Annotated in this window: 15 protein-coding genes and 1 riboswitch; of the genes, 14 read left to right on the forward strand and 1 reads right to left on the reverse strand. The window is 50.8% G+C overall.

The window, feature by feature from the left end:
• Nucleotides 1-437: 437 nt before the first annotated feature.
• The 14 genes from AC58QD_RS20605 (at nucleotide 438) to purD (ending at nucleotide 18,082) form a co-directional block, all read left to right on the forward strand.
• Nucleotides 438-2,234 carry a polysaccharide deacetylase family protein gene (locus tag AC58QD_RS20605; protein ID WP_497336751.1) on the forward strand — a complete coding sequence of 599 codons (1,797 nt, stop codon included), beginning with the start codon at nucleotides 438-440 and terminating at the stop codon, nucleotides 2,232-2,234.
• Nucleotides 2,235-2,350: 116 nt separating this feature from the next.
• Nucleotides 2,351-2,452, forward strand: a riboswitch (purine riboswitch).
• A 269-nt stretch (nucleotides 2,453-2,721) separates the two neighbouring features.
• The gene (purE, locus tag AC58QD_RS20610; protein ID WP_497336753.1) at nucleotides 2,722-3,207 is read left to right on the forward strand and encodes a 5-(carboxyamino)imidazole ribonucleotide mutase; all 486 of its coding nucleotides are present in this window, start codon (nucleotides 2,722-2,724) and stop codon (nucleotides 3,205-3,207) included.
• Complete coding sequence (gene purK, locus AC58QD_RS20615) at nucleotides 3,204-4,406, forward strand: 5-(carboxyamino)imidazole ribonucleotide synthase (RefSeq protein WP_497336755.1); 1,203 nt, start codon at nucleotides 3,204-3,206, stop codon at nucleotides 4,404-4,406. The genes purE and purK overlap by 4 nt, the downstream gene beginning before the upstream one ends.
• Nucleotides 4,407-4,470: 64 nt before the next feature.
• Nucleotides 4,471-5,766 carry an adenylosuccinate lyase gene (gene purB, locus AC58QD_RS20620; RefSeq protein ID WP_497336757.1) on the forward strand — a complete coding sequence of 432 codons (1,296 nt, stop codon included), beginning with the start codon at nucleotides 4,471-4,473 and terminating at the stop codon, nucleotides 5,764-5,766.
• A 39-nt stretch (nucleotides 5,767-5,805) separates the two neighbouring features.
• Nucleotides 5,806-6,699, forward strand: coding sequence for a phosphoribosylaminoimidazolesuccinocarboxamide synthase (locus AC58QD_RS20625; protein WP_497336759.1), 894 nt, complete (start codon nucleotides 5,806-5,808; stop codon nucleotides 6,697-6,699).
• A gap of 84 nt (nucleotides 6,700-6,783) precedes the next feature.
• Complete coding sequence (gene purS, locus AC58QD_RS20630) at nucleotides 6,784-7,035, forward strand: phosphoribosylformylglycinamidine synthase subunit PurS (protein WP_497336761.1); 252 nt, start codon at nucleotides 6,784-6,786, stop codon at nucleotides 7,033-7,035.
• Nucleotides 7,036-7,106: 71 nt separating this feature from the next.
• Nucleotides 7,107-7,799: a phosphoribosylformylglycinamidine synthase subunit PurQ gene (gene purQ / locus AC58QD_RS20635; RefSeq protein WP_497336763.1), complete on the forward strand. Its 693-nt coding sequence runs from the start codon at nucleotides 7,107-7,109 to the stop codon at nucleotides 7,797-7,799.
• Complete coding sequence (purL, locus tag AC58QD_RS20640) at nucleotides 7,777-10,020, forward strand: phosphoribosylformylglycinamidine synthase subunit PurL (protein WP_497336765.1); 2,244 nt, start codon at nucleotides 7,777-7,779, stop codon at nucleotides 10,018-10,020. Before purQ ends, purL begins: the two co-directional genes overlap by 23 nt.
• Nucleotides 10,005-11,492: an amidophosphoribosyltransferase gene (gene purF / locus AC58QD_RS20645; protein ID WP_497336767.1), complete on the forward strand. Its 1,488-nt coding sequence runs from the start codon at nucleotides 10,005-10,007 to the stop codon at nucleotides 11,490-11,492. Before purL ends, purF begins: the two co-directional genes overlap by 16 nt.
• A 641-nt stretch (nucleotides 11,493-12,133) precedes the next feature.
• Nucleotides 12,134-13,174 carry a phosphoribosylformylglycinamidine cyclo-ligase gene (gene purM, locus AC58QD_RS20650; RefSeq protein ID WP_497336769.1) on the forward strand — a complete coding sequence of 347 codons (1,041 nt, stop codon included), beginning with the start codon at nucleotides 12,134-12,136 and terminating at the stop codon, nucleotides 13,172-13,174.
• Nucleotides 13,171-13,848 carry a phosphoribosylglycinamide formyltransferase gene (gene purN, locus AC58QD_RS20655; protein ID WP_497336771.1) on the forward strand — a complete coding sequence of 226 codons (678 nt, stop codon included), beginning with the start codon at nucleotides 13,171-13,173 and terminating at the stop codon, nucleotides 13,846-13,848. Before purM ends, purN begins: the two co-directional genes overlap by 4 nt.
• A 923-nt stretch (nucleotides 13,849-14,771) precedes the next feature.
• On the forward strand, nucleotides 14,772-15,965 hold the full coding sequence (locus AC58QD_RS20660) for a phosphoribosylaminoimidazolecarboxamide formyltransferase (protein WP_497336773.1): 1,194 nt from the start codon (nucleotides 14,772-14,774) through the stop codon (nucleotides 15,963-15,965).
• Between the two features lie 70 nt (nucleotides 15,966-16,035).
• On the forward strand, nucleotides 16,036-16,764 hold the full coding sequence (locus AC58QD_RS20665) for an IMP cyclohydrolase (RefSeq protein WP_497336775.1): 729 nt from the start codon (nucleotides 16,036-16,038) through the stop codon (nucleotides 16,762-16,764).
• Nucleotides 16,765-16,813: 49 nt separating this feature from the next.
• Nucleotides 16,814-18,082, forward strand: coding sequence for a phosphoribosylamine--glycine ligase (gene purD / locus AC58QD_RS20670; RefSeq protein ID WP_497336777.1), 1,269 nt, complete (start codon nucleotides 16,814-16,816; stop codon nucleotides 18,080-18,082).
• A gap of 67 nt (nucleotides 18,083-18,149) precedes the next feature.
• Here purD and AC58QD_RS20675 read toward each other — a convergent pair whose 3' ends face one another.
• The gene (locus tag AC58QD_RS20675) at nucleotides 18,150-18,275 is read right to left on the reverse strand and encodes a hypothetical protein (protein WP_497336779.1); all 126 of its coding nucleotides are present in this window, start codon (nucleotides 18,273-18,275) and stop codon (nucleotides 18,150-18,152) included.
• Nucleotides 18,276-18,339 lie beyond the last annotated feature (64 nt).

Raw genomic sequence — 18,339 nt, forward strand, 5'->3', positions numbered from 1 at the left:
GATGTAGAGGGGGATAGACGGCATAGAGCGTTGGAACCGGAGTAGTGTGTGGATGTTAGAGGGAGAAGACGGCATAGAGCGCTGGAACCGAAGTAGTGTATGGATGTAGAGGGGGATAGACGGCATAGAGCGTTGGAACCGGAGTAGTGTGTGGATGTTAGAGGGAGAAGACGGCATAGAGCGCTGGAACCGAAGTAGTGTATGGATGTAGAGCCAGAAGACGGCATAGAGCGTTGGAACCGGAGTAGTGTGTGGCTGCAGAGTGAGAAAGTCTGCTTAGAGTGTCGAAACCGGCGTTACCCTAGCTCAGCTAGACAAGCGAATCGAGCGGAATTGACTGAAGAAACGTATTGACAATGCAGGTGAAACCCTCCAAGATGTAAGACAGGTATACTACTGGTCCTTATTATCATAAAACGATGGAGTTGATTTTGCAGATGATACACGTGATTTGGAATGAGTTGGAGGCTAAGAAAGCGTGGGAGCAAGGTAGAGATGATGTTACCGGGTACATGTTCGAATTTCTCCAATATAACGGGGTTGCGTTTACGATTTGGAGTCCGCAAGAGTGGAAGAATTCTCAGCCGAAGGGGCTGACTTTCGTACTGGGCTTGGACGATGCCGACGACTGGACGCAAACCGCTTATGACTATTGTAATGCGGGGAATGGCCTAGTCACTATAGGTGCTACTTATGGTCTTGATGCCCTATTGGGTGTTATAAAAGAAGCTGAACTGCTGGAAGGCTGGATCGATTGGAAGGATGCTCCGTTAGCGGATGGATTACTAAGCTCGTTCCATTTCTTTGGGGGGGTTCAGGTTAAGGCGTTGCCTGACACGGAGATGGAAGGGACCATTACCAAGAGATCAGGAGTTTCCACGGAGGCGCCTGCTTACACTTTTAAGAAGCATGGGCAAGGCTTTGCAGCGATGATCGGGTTCCATATTCCCAAAACGTTCCGGACGATTCAACAGGGCGTGCCTGTAACGAAAGATGGAGTATCTGCGCCTGATGGTACGGCTCTTATTCAAGATGATTTGTTGAAGTCAGACGATAGCGTGGTGCTGGATTGGCAGAGAGACAGGGGGCAGGTGGGGGAACAAGGTGTTCCTTTTTTCAAGGATCCTGTATTAGATGAAATGCGTATCTGGTTTATGAGATTGCTGCATAAGCATCATACCCTGTTGGGACTGCCTTTTGCGCAGGTATGGTTCTGGCCAGAGGGAATTACGGCAATAGGACACATATCGCATGATTCGGACGGCAATAGTAAAGAGGGAGCTCTCCAGTTGTTGGACAGATTGGCGGAAGGCCATGTGAAATCCTCTTGGTGTGTCATTATGCCTGGCTACGACAAGGAGATTTACGAGCGGATTGTGTCTGACGGACATGAGGTAGCCTTTCATTATAATGCGCTTGGGACGGAAGAAAACTCCCTTTGGAGGGAAGATCATTTTCTCGCACAGCTGACTATGCTGCAGGGGCAAGTAGGTCAAGAGGTTGAGATTATTACGAATAAAAACCACTATTTGCGCTGGGAAGGCGACGTTGCATTCTATCAATGGTGTGAGCGTGCCGGTATTAAGGTGGAGCAAAGCATGGGTGGGACTAAGCAGGGGAATAAAGGATTTCTAGCAGGAACCTGTCATCCGTACAAACCGATGAGCAACGCTGCAGAGCGCAATCGCCTCATGGATGTGGTCGCTATGCCTACGCTGGCTTGGGATCCGCCTAATGTACTCCGTTGCACGATGGAGGAAGCGAAGGTGTTGGTCGATCGGGCTGCTGATGTATATGGTGTTGCGCATTTTCTGGTGCATCCAGGACAATTGCTGATAAATGAAAATGTAGGTCCAGGATTAGTAGAGCTGGCGCAATACGGGACGGGCAAGCAGCTGCCGTGGTGGACGAGTGAGCAGATCTACAACTGGCTGCAAGTAAAGCGCGGAGTTACGGTAACGGCTGCTGCGAAGCAAGAGTTGGGCGCGGTAGCTAATTCCGATAACGGCAACGCGGCAGGAGCGGGGCTGCGTATTCAAACAGAGCAAGCTTGCGAAGGGTTGACGTTCGTATGTTCAGGCAACCAGATTCCGGTTATTTCGGAGAATGGTCCGGTTCGGCTGCGCAGTACCAAACAGGTTGAGCGTTATGGGATTATGCTGCTAGAGATTATTATGGACGTTCCTGCTGGAGTAACCATTATTCCGTTAGCTGATGCGGCTGTCAAGAACTAATTCTGGTAAATTACTATAAAAAGCGAACTTTAATGTCTAAACTTCACAAAAATGTTCGCCTTTTAAAGTTGACATGGCCATGTTAACCTTATAAAATGAAAGTATAATAAGCAATTCATCTTTTAATGAATTTTTCTCGTATATTCGCGGGGATATGGCCCGTAAGTTTCTACCCAAGAACCGCAAATTTTTGGACTACGAGTAAGCTGATAAGTAGAAGGAATGAGCCTGATCCGCATGTGCGCAGATCGGCCTTCCTTTTTTTCGCCTTCTTCTGCAGTAGGAACGGTAGTATCGAGAGCCTCTGCAGAAGATTAGGCGGGATGCGGCTTGCGTCCAACGGGATGATCCCTGTCATCTTCGTTGGTTAGATGTCCAACGAATTTGACAAGGTCCATTCACTAGGCTATATCCTAATGAAGAAGGGCAGATGTCTCGCGCTGGACTTTTTTTGATTTCAGAAGAAGAAGAAAGAGGGTACTCACATATGACCGCGCTAGTCGGGATTATTATGGGCAGCACTTCGGATTGGGAAACCATGAAGCATGCATGTGACATTATGGATGAACTGAACATTCCTTATGAGAAAAAAGTCGTATCGGCGCATAGAACGCCTGATCTGATGTTTGAATATGCGGAAACGGCGATAGAACGCGGCATTCGCGTCATTATCGCTGGGGCTGGCGGTGCCGCGCACTTGCCCGGCATGGTGGCCTCGAAGACGGTGCTCCCGGTAATCGGAGTACCTGTGAAGTCGTCCAGCTTGAACGGGCTGGACTCGCTTTTGTCCATCGTGCAGATGCCCGGTGGAGTGCCTGTGGCTACGGTCGCGATCGGCAATGCGGGAGCAACGAACGCGGGGTTGTTGGCTGCGCAGATTCTGGGCGTCACTGACCCAGAGCTGCAACAGAGACTGCGCGATCGCAAGGAGAACACCCGTCTCAAGGTGTTGGAAAGCAGTGATCAGCTATGAGTAACGGCCCATCCAACAGCAACAGCAGGCAAGCGGCAGGATGGAATGAGGGTGTGCGGACGCTTCTGCCAGGCAGCACGATCGGCGTGCTGGGCGGCGGGCAATTAGGCCGCATGCTCGCTATAGCGGGACGGAACATGGGCTACCGTTTCGTCACGCTCGACCCGACACCGGACGCGCCTTGCGGGCAGGTGGCGGAGCAGATTGTGGCAGCGTACGATGACGCGGAGGCTGCCCGCCGATTGGCCGAGAAGTCGGACGTGATCACGTACGAATTCGAGAATGTCGATGCCGGCGTGGCGCAGATGCTGATGAGCGAGTCTTACGTGCCGCAGGGAAGCAAGCTGCTGCACACGACGCAGCACCGCATCCGCGAGAAGCGCGCGATCGAAGCCGCCGGCGTTAAGGTGGCTCCATACCGCGAGATTCGCAGCGTAGACGAGCTGCGCGAAGCAATCGCGGTCTTAGGCACGCCTTGCGTGCTCAAGACCGCAACCGGAGGCTACGACGGGAAAGGGCAGTGGGTGCTGCGCTCGGCTGACGAAGCAGCAGATGCTTACGAGTCCCTGAGCCAAGCGAAGACGGAGCTGGTATTGGAGCAATTCATCCCGTTCGAGAAGGAAATATCTGTTATCGTGGCGAGGAGTCCTCGCGGTGAGACGAAGGCTTTCCCGCCTGCTGAGAATATCCATGTGCACAATATTCTACATCTTTCCATTGTGCCTGCGAGAGCTGTTAGTGAAGAGGTGCTGAGATCAGCCGAGCAGATGGCGATTCAGATTGCCGAGTCGCTGGAGATGACGGGTCTGCTGGCGGTAGAGATGTTCCTGACGCCAGATGGCGACCTATATGTCAATGAATTAGCTCCTCGTCCGCATAATTCGGGTCACTATACGATGGAAGCCTGCCAAACCTCGCAGTTCGAGCAGCATTTGAGAGCGATTTGCAATTTGCCGCTTGGACCGGTTGACTTGTTGACACCCGTGGTGATGGTTAATCTGTTAGGTGAGCATGTTCAGCCTGTATTGGACTGGCTCCCGGAGCAAGCGGGTCTGCCTGACGGTGTAACAGCCAAGCTGCACCTGTATGGGAAGCACGAAGCGAAGTCGAAGCGTAAGATGGGGCATATAAATCTTCTGACCCCGGATGTAGAACGAGCCATTCAATGGGTAAATGATAGTGTGATTTGGAAAAGCTAAGGGCATTAATCATAAAGCCCGTTAAGATACAGTTAGACTACATTCAATAAATGGAGGAACCAACATGCTGCAGCGTTACAGTCGTCCAGAGATGGCGGCCATTTGGACAGAAGAGAACAAGTTTAATGCTTGGCTCGAGGTTGAGATTTTATCGTGTGAGGCTTGGTCGGAGCTAGGAGTGATTCCCAAGGAAGACGTTCAGGCGCTTCGCGAGAAAGCCGGCTTCGATATTCCCCGGATTTATGAGATCGAAGAAGAAACACGTCATGATGTCATTGCTTTCACGCGCGCGGTGTCTGAGACTCTCGGTTCTGAGCGGAAATGGGTGCATTACGGACTGACTTCTACAGATGTTGTAGATACGGCGCTGGGCTACTTGATGCTGCAAGCTAACAAGATTATCGAGAAAGACATTATTAATTTCATCGAAATTTTGCGCAACAAAGCGATTCAATATAAAAACACGCCGATGATGGGCAGAACGCATGGTGTACATGCAGAGCCGACTACCTTTGGCCTCAAAATGGCACTATGGTATGAAGAAATGAAGCGGAACCTGGAGCGTTTCCGCCATGCGGCAGACGGCGTTCAGTTCGGTAAAATATCCGGAGCGGTTGGTACTTATGCCAATATCGATCCTTTCATAGAGCAATATGTGTGTGAGAAATTAGGAACCAAGGCAGCTCCAATCTCGACGCAAACCCTGCAACGCGATCGTCACGCCGAATATATCGCTACAATCGCTTTGATCGCCACATCGCTTGATAAGTTCGCTACGGAGATCCGGGCTTTGCAGAAAAGTGAGTTCCGTGAAGTGGAAGAGCCGTTCGGCAAAGGTCAAAAAGGTTCCTCGGCCATGCCGCACAAGCGTAACCCGATTGGCTGCGAAAGCATTTCCGGTCTGTCCCGCGTAATCCGCGGACATATGATCTCCGCTTACGAGAACGTGCCGCTCTGGCATGAGCGCGATATCTCGCACTCCTCCGTAGAACGTATCATTATTCCGGATTCGACGATTCTGATCAACTATATGCTGAACCGATTGGGCACGATCATCAAGAACTTGACGGTGTTCCCGGAGAACATGCTGCGCAACATGAAACGCACCTTCGACGTTCCATTCTCGGGCCGCGTATTGACCAAGCTGATCGACAAGGGCTTCAGTCGTGAGCAAGCTTATGACACGGTTCAACCCAAAGCGATGCAAGCCTGGGAAGAGCAGCGCTCATTCCGCGATATCGTAGAAGGCGATGCTGGCATCCGCGAGCATTTGTCACTGGAAGAGATTGAGGAATGCTTCGATCCTAGCTGGCATCTGAAGCATGTGGATACGATCTTTAAACGTCTTGAACTAGGTTAAATTGCAGGCGGAATCAGATTCATATTGGAGGCGATGATCTTGAGCGCTACACTAGCCATTTCCACAGCGGCTGAATATATCAAAGCTCCGCTGAAGTATAAGGGTAAGGTACGGGAAATTTATGATTTGGGCGAGCATTATTTGATCGTAGTTACGGATCGGATCTCAGCGTTTGACTATGTACTGTCGCCAGCGGTGCCGGATAAAGGCAATGTGCTCAATCAGATCAGCAAGTTCTGGTTCGAGGAGACAGCAGGAATCCAGCCGAATCATGTCATTCATACAGATGTCGAGAAGCTGGGAGATGTTCTGGTTGAAGGAAGCGCCGATGTGATCAAGAATCGCTTCATGGTCACCAAGAAAGCGGAGCGGATCGATATCGAATGTGTCGTGCGCGGCTATATTACTGGCGGAGGCTGGAGACAATACCAGCAAACAGGCCAGATTAACGGCATTCAATTACCCGATGGCTTACGTAAGAACGAACGGTTTGCAGAGCCGATCTTCACCCCCGCCGCCAAAAATGATGTAGGCCACGACGAAGATATTCCTTTTGAGCGGATGGAAGAGCTGGTTGGCGCCGAGCTAGCAGCTGAGCTTCGTGAGAAAAGCTTGAGGCTGTACCAATACGCGCATGATTATTGCGCAAAACACGGCATCATTCTAGCCGATACGAAGTTCGAGTTCGGGATTGTAGACGGCAAGGTTATTCTGATCGACGAAGTATTCACACCGGATTCATCGCGCTTCTGGGCGCAAGAGAAGTATGCGCTGGACATTGAGATTGACGGGATGGACAAGGAACCGGTGCGGACTTACTTGTCGCAATCGGACTGGGATAAGAACAGTGAGCCAGATCCGCTGCCTGCTGAGGTTGTTGAAGAAACTTCCAGGCGTTACCGAGATATTTTGAACCGGTTGGTACAGGGGTAAGGTTGGTTGGCACGTTTATTGAAACAAGCTATGTTGTTGGATGAAGGCTTCACACTTTATGGGATCCATTAGGAGGACTAATCGATGATTAAAGCAACTGTATTCGTAACGATAAAGGAAAACGTTTTGGACCCTCAGGGTAACGCCGTACAAGGCGCTTTGCACTCGATGGGATTCTCGGAGGTTGGGAAGGTTCGCATTGGAAAGTACATGGATCTTACGCTGGACACAGAGGACCATGCAGAAGCGGAAACTCGTGTGAAGGCTATGTGTGAGAAGCTGCTGGCGAATACAGTTATTGAAGATTACCGGTTTGAGCTCAGCTCCCAAAAGTAAAGGCAAGCTGTCGAAGTTAACCCCTGTTGCTTGACGGACCCTATGGTAAAAGATCTAAGGAGGATTCAAAAATGAACTTTGCAGTGCTCGTGTTTCCTGGTTCGAACTGCGATATCGACTGTTATAAAGCGGTGGAAGCAACGATTGGTCAGCCGGTTGAATATGTATGGCATACAACGACGGATTTATCCAAATATGATGCGATTATCGTGCCGGGCGGATTCTCCTACGGGGATTACCTGCGCTGCGGGGCGATCTCGAGATTTGCACCTGTTATGAATGAAGTGGTGAAGGCTGCTGAGCAAGGGAAATATGTGCTTGGGATTTGCAACGGGTTCCAGATTCTTCTAGAGTCAGGCTTGCTGCCAGGAGCTATGCTGCGCAACCAGACTTTGAAATTCCGCTGCCATTCTTCGGTTCTTCAAGTAGAGAACGTGAATACTCCTTTCACCACACAATATAGCGCAGGTGAGCAAATTGATATTCCGATTGCTCATGGTGAAGGAAACTACTATTGCGATGTGGATACATTGGCAGAGCTTAAGGCTAACAATCAGATTGTGTTCCGTTATGCGGTGGACAACCCTAACGGCTCAGTTGACCATATTGCAGGAATTTGTAACAAGCAGGGCAATGTACTGGGTATGATGCCGCATCCAGAGCGCGCGGTTCATCAGCTGCTAGGTTCAGAAGACGGGAAGCGGATGTTTACATCGATCTTGAACGCATGGAGGGAGAAACATGGCACAGCAATTGTCGGTTAAGGAGCCTACGGCGGAGCAGATTGCCGAGCAGAAGATATACAAGCAGATGGGCGTGACGGATGCCGAATATGAGCTGGTGTGCGGGTTTCTTGGCCGGAATCCGAACTATGTGGAAATCGGCGTATTCAGCGTTATGTGGTCCGAGCATTGTTCCTACAAAAATTCGAAGCCTGTCCTTCGCAAGTTCCCGATTACAGGGCCTCGCGTCCTGATGGGTCCTGGTGAAGGCGCTGGTATCGTAGATATCGGTGATAACCAAGCGGTAGTGTTCAAAATTGAGAGTCATAACCATCCTTCTGCGATTGAGCCTTTCCAAGGCGCTGCAACTGGAGTGGGCGGGATTATCCGTGATATTTTCTCAATGGGCGCACGTCCGATAGCATCGCTGAATTCGCTTCGTTTCGGATCGCTTAAGAATGATCGTGTGAAATATTTGTTCGAGCACGTAGTGTCCGGGATTGCAGGGTATGGTAACTGTATCGGGATCCCGACGGTTGGCGGCGAAGTGATGTTCGATGAGAGCTACGAGGGGAATCCGCTCGTTAACGCTATGTGTGTGGGTTTGATCGACCATGATAAGATCCAGAAGGGTGTCGCGCGCGGCGTAGGCAACCCGGTCTTCTACGTAGGACCAGCTACTGGTCGGGATGGGATTCATGGAGCGACTTTTGCTTCTGAGGAGCTGACGGCAGAGTCCGAAGCCAAACGTCCAGCTGTTCAAGTGGGCGATCCCTTCATGGAGAAGCTTGTGCTTGAATCATGTCTGGAGCTTATTAATTCCGGCATCGTGGTCGGTATTCAAGATATGGGAGCGGCAGGCTTGACTTGCTCCAGTGCTGAGATGGCGAGTAAGGCTGGTAACGGGATCGAGTTGTATCTCGATGAAGTGCCGCAGCGTGAGACAGGCATGACACCTTACGAAATGATGCTGTCAGAATCCCAAGAGCGGATGTTGTTCGTTGTGAAGCCTGAGCATGAGACGCAAGCTAAGGAGATTTTCGAGCGTTGGGGCCTGATCTGTGCGAAGGTTGGTAAAGTTACGGATGACGGACGTCTGAGATTGTTCCACGGTGGCCAGATAGTGGGAGATATGCCGGTTAAGGCATTGGTAGATGAGTGCCCGGTATACAACAAGCCTTCTAAAGTGCCAGCTTATTATGAGAATAGTGCTTCCATTGACACAACGCGTTATGTAGAAGTGATAGACCTGGATGATGCTTTGAAGCAGGTGTTGGCTTCTCCGACGGTTGCGAGCAAGGAGTGGGTCTACAACCAGTACGATTACATGGTTCGTACGGAAACTTATGTGCGTCCAGGCTCAGACGCTGCTGTAGTTGGCGTGCCAGGGACTCGCAAGGCGCTTGCGATGACTACGGACTGCAATAGCCGATACGTGTATCTCGATCCAGAAGTTGGCGGCATGATCGCGGTAAGCGAAGCGGCACGCAACATTGTTTGCTCCGGTGCAGAACCGTTGGCGATTACGGATAACCTGAACTATGGGAGTCCGGAGAAGCCGGAAATTTTCTGGCAGCTGGAGAAATCGACTGACGGGATGGCCGAAGCTTGCCGACAATTGGACACGCCGGTGATCGGCGGTAATGTAAGCTTATATAATGAGAATGCTAAAGGTGCGATTTACCCTACTCCCGTTATTGGGATGGTGGGCTTGGTGCATGATCATGATCATATTACGACACAAGGCTTCAAGCGTGAAGGCGATGTAATCTTCTTGCTTGGCGCTACTCAGGCAGAGCTCGGCGGAAGTGAGTTCCAAAAGGTGCTTCACGGCGTAACTGAAGGTCGTCCTCCTGTCATTGATCTGGGTGTTGAGAAGAGATTATTGAATACAGTGTTAAAAGCTATCCAGAACGGATTGGTTGCTTCTGCTCATGACTTATCGGATGGCGGACTTGCTGTTGCATTAGCAGAAAGCTGCATCAGCGGTAAGCTCGGAGCGGTTGTTAGCCTGGAGAGTAATCTCCGCGCTGACCATGCTCTGTTCAGCGAGAGCCAATCACGAATTCTTCTTAGTGCATCCCCTGACAAAGCGGCTGAATTGCAGAGCTGGATTGCGGGTCAAGGTGTACCTGTCGTTGAAATTGGTAAAGTAGAAGGAAGCACACTTAACATTACAGTTAACGGCCGCGCGGCAATAACATCTCCAGTCGTAGGGCTAGAGAAAGTCTGGAAGGATGCGATTCCATGCTTGATGCAGTGAGAACGCCAAGCGGATTGTGGACTGGACGGTATTATAACGAAGGCATAACGCAAGAGAACATGTTCGATAAAATACGAGAGGAGTGCGGCGTCTTTGGTGTCTACGGACACGAGGACGCATCCTCTCTATGTTACTACGGGCTGCACGCTTTGCAGCACCGCGGGCAAGAAAGCGCCGGGATCTGCACGACCGATCAGGATCAGTTTCACTATCACCGCGACATGGGGCTCGTTAAGGAAGTATTCGACAACGACAAGCTCCGGTCGCTCAAGGGCAGCACCGCAATAGCGCATGTGCGCTATTCGACAGCCGGCGAGAGCAAGCTGGTCAACGCTCAGCCCCTTGTGTTCAAGTACCGCGAGGGCGATCTGGCGATTGCTACGAACGGGAATATCGTGAACGCTCCAGAGATTCGCAAACGTCTGGAGCGCCAAGGATCGATCTTCCAGACTACGAGCGATACCGAAGTCGTAGCACATCTGATCGCACGCTCGCAGCATGACGATATCGAACTGGCCGTCAAGGAAGCGTTGGAGCAATTGAACGGGGCGTATGCCTTCCTGTTCATCACCAACGACAAGTTCATTGCGGCACTTGATCCTCACGGCTTGCGACCGTTCGTGATGGGCCGCTTGGGAGATGCGTATATATTCGCATCCGAGACTTGCGCGTTCGACGCGGTTGGCGCCGAGTATGTGCGTGACTTGTCGCCGGGCGAGATGCTGGTGCTCGACAAGAACGGGATGAGAGAAGACCGTTACGCGCCTATGAAGCAGCGCGCGATCTGCTCGATGGAATACATCTACTTCTCGCGTCCGGATAGCGATATCGACGCGATTAATATTCACAGCGCGCGTAAGCGCATGGGACGCACCCTAGCAATGGAAGCATTCGTGGACGCGGATATAGTGACAGGCGTGCCGGACTCGAGCACATCTGCTGCAATCGGTTATGCGGAGCAGACCGGGATTCCTTATGAGCTCGGGCTGATCAAGAACCGCTACACAGGCCGTACCTTCATCCAGCCAAGCCAAGAGCTGCGTGAGCAGGGCGTGAAGATGAAGCTGAGCGCGGTGCGCAAGGTAGTGGAAGGCAAGCGTGTCGTCATGATCGACGATTCCATCGTCCGCGGTACGACCTCGCTTCGCATCGTGAACCTGCTGCGTGAAGTTGGCGCGAAGGAAGTGCACGTGCGGATCACTTCGCCGCCGTTCAAGAATCCTTGCTTCTACGGCATCGATACGCCGGACCGCAAGGAGCTTATCGCTTCTTCGAAGTCTGTTGAAGAGATTCGCGCGGCCATCAATGCCGATTCTTTGCATTTCTTGAGCAAGCGCGGCTTACTGGAGAGCATCGGCCGTCCCGGCAACGAGCTCAATGCCGGACATTGCACCGCTTGCTTCGACAATCAATTCCCGACCGAAGTAGGCGATCCTCAAGCCGTCGCCTTCGGTAGTGATTGGTATAAATAAGTCGGTTTGTATTGTAGCTTGATAAGCCGAGGCTATGGCGAAGGAAGTTGAAGAGCCGGAGTGGCGACTTTTGTAGATGTCTTCTAACCGATAAAGGTCTGATACATTCAGAGAGAAGACAGCTACAACGGAGCGCGGAGGCCTTCAACTTTCTGAGCGAGTGTACTAAGCCGCAGTATTCATCTTTCTTTGGAAAAAGCCGAGGCTATGGCGAAGGAAGTTGAAGAGCCGGAGTGGCGACTTTTGTAGATGTCTTCTAACCGATAAAGGGTCTTATACAATCAGAGAGAAGACAGCTACAACGGAGCGCGGAGGCCTTCAACTTTTGGAGCGAGTGTACTAAGCCGCAGTAAGCAATTATATTGCGATGATAGCTATATAGCGATCATCCTGAGTTAACTATAAAAATCCCGAGCCGCAGGATTCACCTTTCTTTGGAAAAAGCCGAGGCTATGGCGAAGGAAGTTGAAGAGCCGGAGTGGCGACTTTTGTAGATGTCTTCTAACCGATAAAGGGCCTTATACAATCAGAAGAAGACAGCTACAACGGAGCGCGGAGGCCTTCAACTTTCTGAGCGACCCCAGCCTCATAACATTTTTCCAACAAAAGTGAATCTGCGGCTCCCCAAAGGAGTAATCCCAATGTCGGACGCATACAAACAAGCGGGAGTGGACATCGCAGCAGGTAACGAAGCGGTCGTACGCATGAAGAAACACGTCCAGAAGACGTTCCGTCCAGAAGTGCTGACTGAGCTGGGCGGCTTCGGAGCGCTGTTCGGACTGAACAAGGACAAGTATGAGCAGCCCGTGCTCGTATCCGGAACGGACGGAGTAGGAACGAAGCTGAAGCTTGCTTTTGCCATGGACAAGCATGATACGATCGGAATCGATGCGGTCGCCATGTGTGTGAACGATGTTGTCGTGCAAGGCGCAGAGCCGCTCTTCTTCCTCGACTACCTGGCGTGTGACAAAGTCATACCGGAGAAGATCGAAGCCATCGTCAAAGGGATCGCAGACGGCTGCGTACAAGCTGGCTGTTCACTGATTGGCGGAGAAACGGCAGAGATGCCGGGTATGTACAGCCAAGGCGAGTATGACATCGCAGGCTTCACAGTCGGAATCGTCGACAGGAAGAATATCATTGATGGATCTACAATCGCTGCTGGCGATGCTGTAATTGGTTTGGCTTCAAGCGGTGTACACAGCAACGGGTTCTCGTTGGTGCGTAAGCTTTTGCTTGAAGACAAAGGATACAGCCTGCAAGAGCCTGTAGAAGGTCTTGACGGCAAGCTGGGCGATGTACTGCTGGCGCCAACGCGCATCTATGTGAAACAAGTGCTCGCGATGCTTGAGCAAGTGAACATCAAAGGAATGGCTCACATCACAGGCGGTGGCTTCATCGAGAACATTCCTCGTGTGCTGCCGACTAACGTGAACGTAGCTATCGAATACGGCTCATGGCCGATTCTGCCGATCTTCAACCTGTTGCAGCAAGCCGGTTCCGTTAGCAATAACGATATGTTCCGCACCTTTAACATGGGGATTGGGATGGTTATCGTCGTTCCAGCCGAGCAAGCCGAAGAAGCGATCCGTATCGCCGAAGCCCAAGGCGAGAAGGCCTATCGCATCGGAACGGTTACACCAGGCGAACAAGTAGTAACCTTCAACGGAGCGGTGGTATGACACAGAGCCAATCAGCTGCTGAGCCTCAAGCTTCCAGCCAGGCTCAGATAGCTCCAGATAAACGGAAAGAACCGTTTCGCATTGCGGTCTTCGCCTCGGGCAGCGGCTCCAACTTTCAAGCGCTGGTCGATGCGGTGACCGCAAACAAGCTCGATGTAACCATCGAGCTTCTTGTATGCGACAAGCCGCAGGCAAAAGTAGTCGAGAGAGCGGGTCAGGCGGGTGTAGATGCTTTCGTGTTTCGGCCCAAGGAATACGCTTCTAAGGAAGCGTATGAGGCCGTCATCATGCAGCAGCTGCAAGAGCGTCAGATCGACTTGATCGTGCTGGCTGGCTATATGCGGATTATTACTTCGACTATTATCGAGCCTTACTATGGACGAATCATCAATATTCACCCATCGCTGTTGCCGTCCTTTCCGGGCGTCAATGGAATTGGAAATGCCCTTGAACACGGCGTGAAGGTGACTGGAGTCACCGTTCATTTCGTAGATGGAGGCATGGACACGGGGCCAATCATAGCGCAACGTGCTGTGGAAGTGGCGAATGATGACACGGTAGACACTTTAGCGGTCAAGATTCATCGTGTTGAGCACGAGCTGTACCCTGCAGTCGTGGCTGCGATTCGCGAAGGCCGAGTAGAGCTTGAAGGCAGACACGTGTCTGTACGGTAGTAAGGGGCTAGTAAGGGGCTGGCAATTGCTGATCAAGCTAAGCCAAGCCGGGGCTTTTTCCGAAGCATTAGCTGCAAGAAAAGTTACTAGTCAGGTCCTGTGGAGATTGATAGCCATTGCTAGTATAGGTTATTTTGTGGAGAAGACAGTTTTTTATGGGATAGCCTATTTTACTACTGGTTATTAGCCTGGTTCTGAGGAAAATCGGGTAACAATGCGGAAATAGGGGATAGTCAGGTTGGCTAATTAGTGCATGAGCGATGAAATGGCTCAAATAGCCAGTAGTAAGATGGCTTATGTGTAAATGGCTTGCCACTATAACCCAAACTGGCCACAATAAGCAGAAGTGGATGAGGAAAAACAGCTATATTGTGCTTGAGTAAGGTGGACTTGACAACAAATTCGAGCAATCGAGACCTAAGTAGTAACCACAAAAGCAACTAATAGTCCGCCTCACTCCTAAGTACATGAATTTAATTGCGCAAAAGCAACTAATAGTCTGTCTTGCTCCTAAGTACATGAATTTAATTGCGCAAAAGCAACTAATAGTCTGTCTTGCTCCTAAGTACATGAATTTAATTGCGCAAAAAACTAATAGTCTGCCTTGCTCCTAAGTACATGAATTTTATTGCGCAAAAGAAACTAATAATCTGCCTTGCTGCTAAGTTCATGAATTTAATTGCGAAAAAGCAACTAATAGTCGGCCTCGCTCCTAAGTTCATGAATTTAATTGCAAAAAAGCAACTAAATTCTCGGTTCAGCACGTACCACGGCTCAATAGGCACGATTAGTTGCTTTTCTGCAGCTAATTCACCTCATTTGGCAGAAAGTGCAAATTTAATTGCTTTTTTGCAACTAATTTCAACTCTCCTAACAAACAAACGAAGTAAACCATCTAAACCATTAAGGACGTGAATGATAAGATGACAGCTCCATCTAATTCAACCAAGCAAGAACTGTCGCTTCGTTACGGCATGAACCCGCACCAGAAGCAAGCGAAGATCTACAACGAATACGGAGAGCTTCCGCTTCGTGTCGTGAACGGCGATCCTGGCTTCATCAATCTGTTAGATGCGCTGAACAGCTTCCAGCTTGTGCGCGAGCTCAGCCAAGCGACCGGCTTGCCAGCTGCTGCGTCGTTCAAGCATGTAAGCCCGGCAGGCGCAGCTGTATACGCTCCGCTATCGCCTGAGCTGGAGAAGGCCTACTTCGTAGAAGGCCTGGAGCTGTCCCAGCTTGCTAATGCTTACGCGCGTGCTCGCGGTGCTGACCGGATGTCTTCGTTCGGAGACTGCGCAGCGCTCAGCCACGTAGTGGATGCATCCACCGCCCTGCTGCTCAAACGTGAAGTGTCTGACCTGGTCGTTGCACCTGGGTACACACCAGAAGCACTGGAAATCCTCAAAGCGAAGAAAAACGGCGGGTTCCTCGTTCTGGAGATTGATCCGGATTACGTGCCGGAAGCAATTGAACGCCGCAACCTGTTCGGCCTTACAATGCAACAGGAACGGAACAATGGAATTATCGACGCTTCCGTATTCGAGAAGATTGTAACAGCAAACCAAGACTTGCCGGAGTCGGCTAAGCGCGACATGTTGGTCGCACTAATCACGCTCAAATACACGCAATCGAACTCGATCTGTTACGCCCTCGACGGCCAGACAATCGGCATAGGCGCAGGTCAACAATCCCGTATCCACTGCACGCGTCTAGCCGGCGACAAAGCGGATCGTTGGTATTTGCGTCAGCATCCGATCGCGCTCACTATGAAATTCCGTGAAGGGGTTTCCCGTCCCGAGAAGAACAATGCGATCGACCTGTGGCTCGAAGATGAGCTGACACCAGTAGAAGCCGCAAGCTGGAAGGAAGCTTTTGCAGAAGTGCCGCGCCGTCTGACTCGTGAAGAGAAGCGCGAATGGCTGAATGGATTAACGGGCGTGTCCTACGGTTCCGATGCTTTCTTGCCGTTCCGTGATAATCTGGATCGCGCCAGCAGAAGCGGTGCCAAATATGTGATCCAAGCAGGCAGCTCCATGCGTGATGAAGAAGTTGTGAAAGCAGCTAACGATTACAATATGGTCATGTGTTACTCAGGCGTCCGTCTGTTCCACCACTAGGAACATCGTACAGCTCAGCTTGAAGTAACCTCACCCTCACCGACTTAACTACGAAAGGGGCAACACCTGAATGGCTACCAATTGGAGCGCTATTGCTCAGAGTCATATAGAACAACTGCAAGCCAACAGCTATCCTGGACGCGGGATCATTATCGGTCTTACACCAGACGGCACACGCCTTCTGCAAGTGTACTGGATTATGGGCCGCAGCGAGAACAGCCGCAACCGCGTGTTCATCGCCGAGGAGAACGGGTACCTGCGCACGGAAGCGAAGGATCCCGCTAAGCTGACTGATCCGTCCCTTATTATTTACTACCCGCTCAAACACGCAAACGGAGCGCACATTGTTACGAATGGTGACCAGACGGATACGATCTACGATGCGATCACGTCTGGAGGTACGTTCGAACAGGCTCTCGCTACCCGCACTTACGAGCCGGATGCTCCTAACTTCACTCCGCGTATCTCTGGGATCGTGGATCTGAAGGATAACCAGTTTTCTTACAAGCTGTCGATCCTGAAGTCGAACTCGGGTGATGAGGCTCAGACTTTGCGCCACTTTTTCACATATGAGAATGCGATTGCGGGCTATGGGCATCTGATCCATACGTACTCTGCTGACGGTAATCCATTGCCTTCTTTCCAAGGTGAACCTACGCTCGTTCCGCTGCAAGACAGTATCGAAGAGACGGCTGCATCCTACTGGAATAAGCTGAATGAAGAGAATCGTATCGCGCTGCTGGTGAAATCCATTCGCCTAAGCGATGGTCAAACCGAACTGAAAGTAATCAACAAATAAATATACACTGCCGGTGGTTCTATCCATCGGAGTAATGGAGGATGACGCTGTGAAGGTTCTAGTAGTCGGAAGCGGTGGAAGAGAGCATGCCATCATCTGGGCGCTTCAGAAAAGCCCTCGCATTACCAAGCTGTATTGTGCTCCAGGAAATGCAGGCATCGCGGCTATGGCACAATGCATCCATTTGAAAGTAAGTCAGTTCGAGGAATTGAGCAAATTCGCGACGGAGCAAGAGATAGATCTGGTTGTTATTGGTCCGGAGGATCCTTTGTGCGACGGCATTGTCGATTACATGGAGGCGCGGGGGTTGAAGGTATTCGGCCCTAACGAGAAAGCTGCGATCATTGAGGGAAGCAAAGTATTCACGAAGCAATTGTTCCGGGACTACAATATTCCTACGGCAGCCTATGAGTCCTTCGACAATTATGAAGCCGCATTAGCTTATCTGCACAAGCAAACGAAGGCTCCCATCGTGATCAAAGCGGATGGACTGGCCGCGGGCAAGGGTGTCATTATTGCGCAAACCATCGAGGAAGCCGAGCAGGCGTTAAAGGAAATTATGGTCGACAAAATTTTCGGCAAAACCGGGGATCAAGTGGTCATCGAGGAGTTCCTGAGCGGACAAGAAATGTCGATACTATCGTTCGTAGACGGTGCTGTTGTAAGACCTATGATGCCCTCCCAGGATCATAAGCAAATCTATGACGGCGACAAAGGACCGAATACCGGAGGAATGGGCACGTACAGCCCGGTTCCGCATATTCCCCAGTCTATGATCGATGAAGCGATCGAGACGATTATCAAACCGACTGCAGCAGCGATGGTCAGCGAGGGGCGTGCATTCCGCGGCGTTCTGTTCGCAGGACTGATGATGACTGATTCCGGTCCGAAGACAATCGAGTTCAATGCACGGTTCGGCGATCCTGAGACGCAGGTTGTCCTATCCTTGCTTGATACAGATCTGCTTGATATATTCCTGGCTACTGTAGAAGGTAAATTAGCGGACATTGAGATTGAATGGAGCACGGATTCCGCGGCAGTATGTGTGGCAATGGCATCAGAAGGCTATCCGGGTAACTATCCCAAAGGATTGCCTATTGAAGGGCTGGACAACGTTCAGAACTCCGTCGTATTCCACGCTGGTACGGCGACTTCATCTGATGGTCAGATTGTAACTAACGGTGGTCGCGTACTTGGTGTAACGGCAAAAGGATCATCTATTGCGGAAGCGCGCGAGCGTGCCTACGCAGATGTCGATCGCATTCAATTCGCTGGCAAGCAATTCCGGACGGATATAGCTCTCAAAGCTTTAGTGTAAAAGAATACAAGGCACAGGATCAGCAACTGGATCCTGTGCCTCTTTTTTATATAGTTGTCAGGCGATGTCACTCAAAATGATTATGCTCAAACTTCTTCTTTCTTTTATACACGTACCATATTGCAATCACCACTAACACAATCAGCACTAACGACAACCAATATCGCTCCAGAAAGCTGATTATTGCGTTCATCGTGAACCTCCTTGATCGTCTGACGGAATACTATCCTGCCTTTAGGTTGCGCTTTTTGCCGACA

This window comes from Paenibacillus sp. J2R1T-4, from assembly GCF_059692235.1.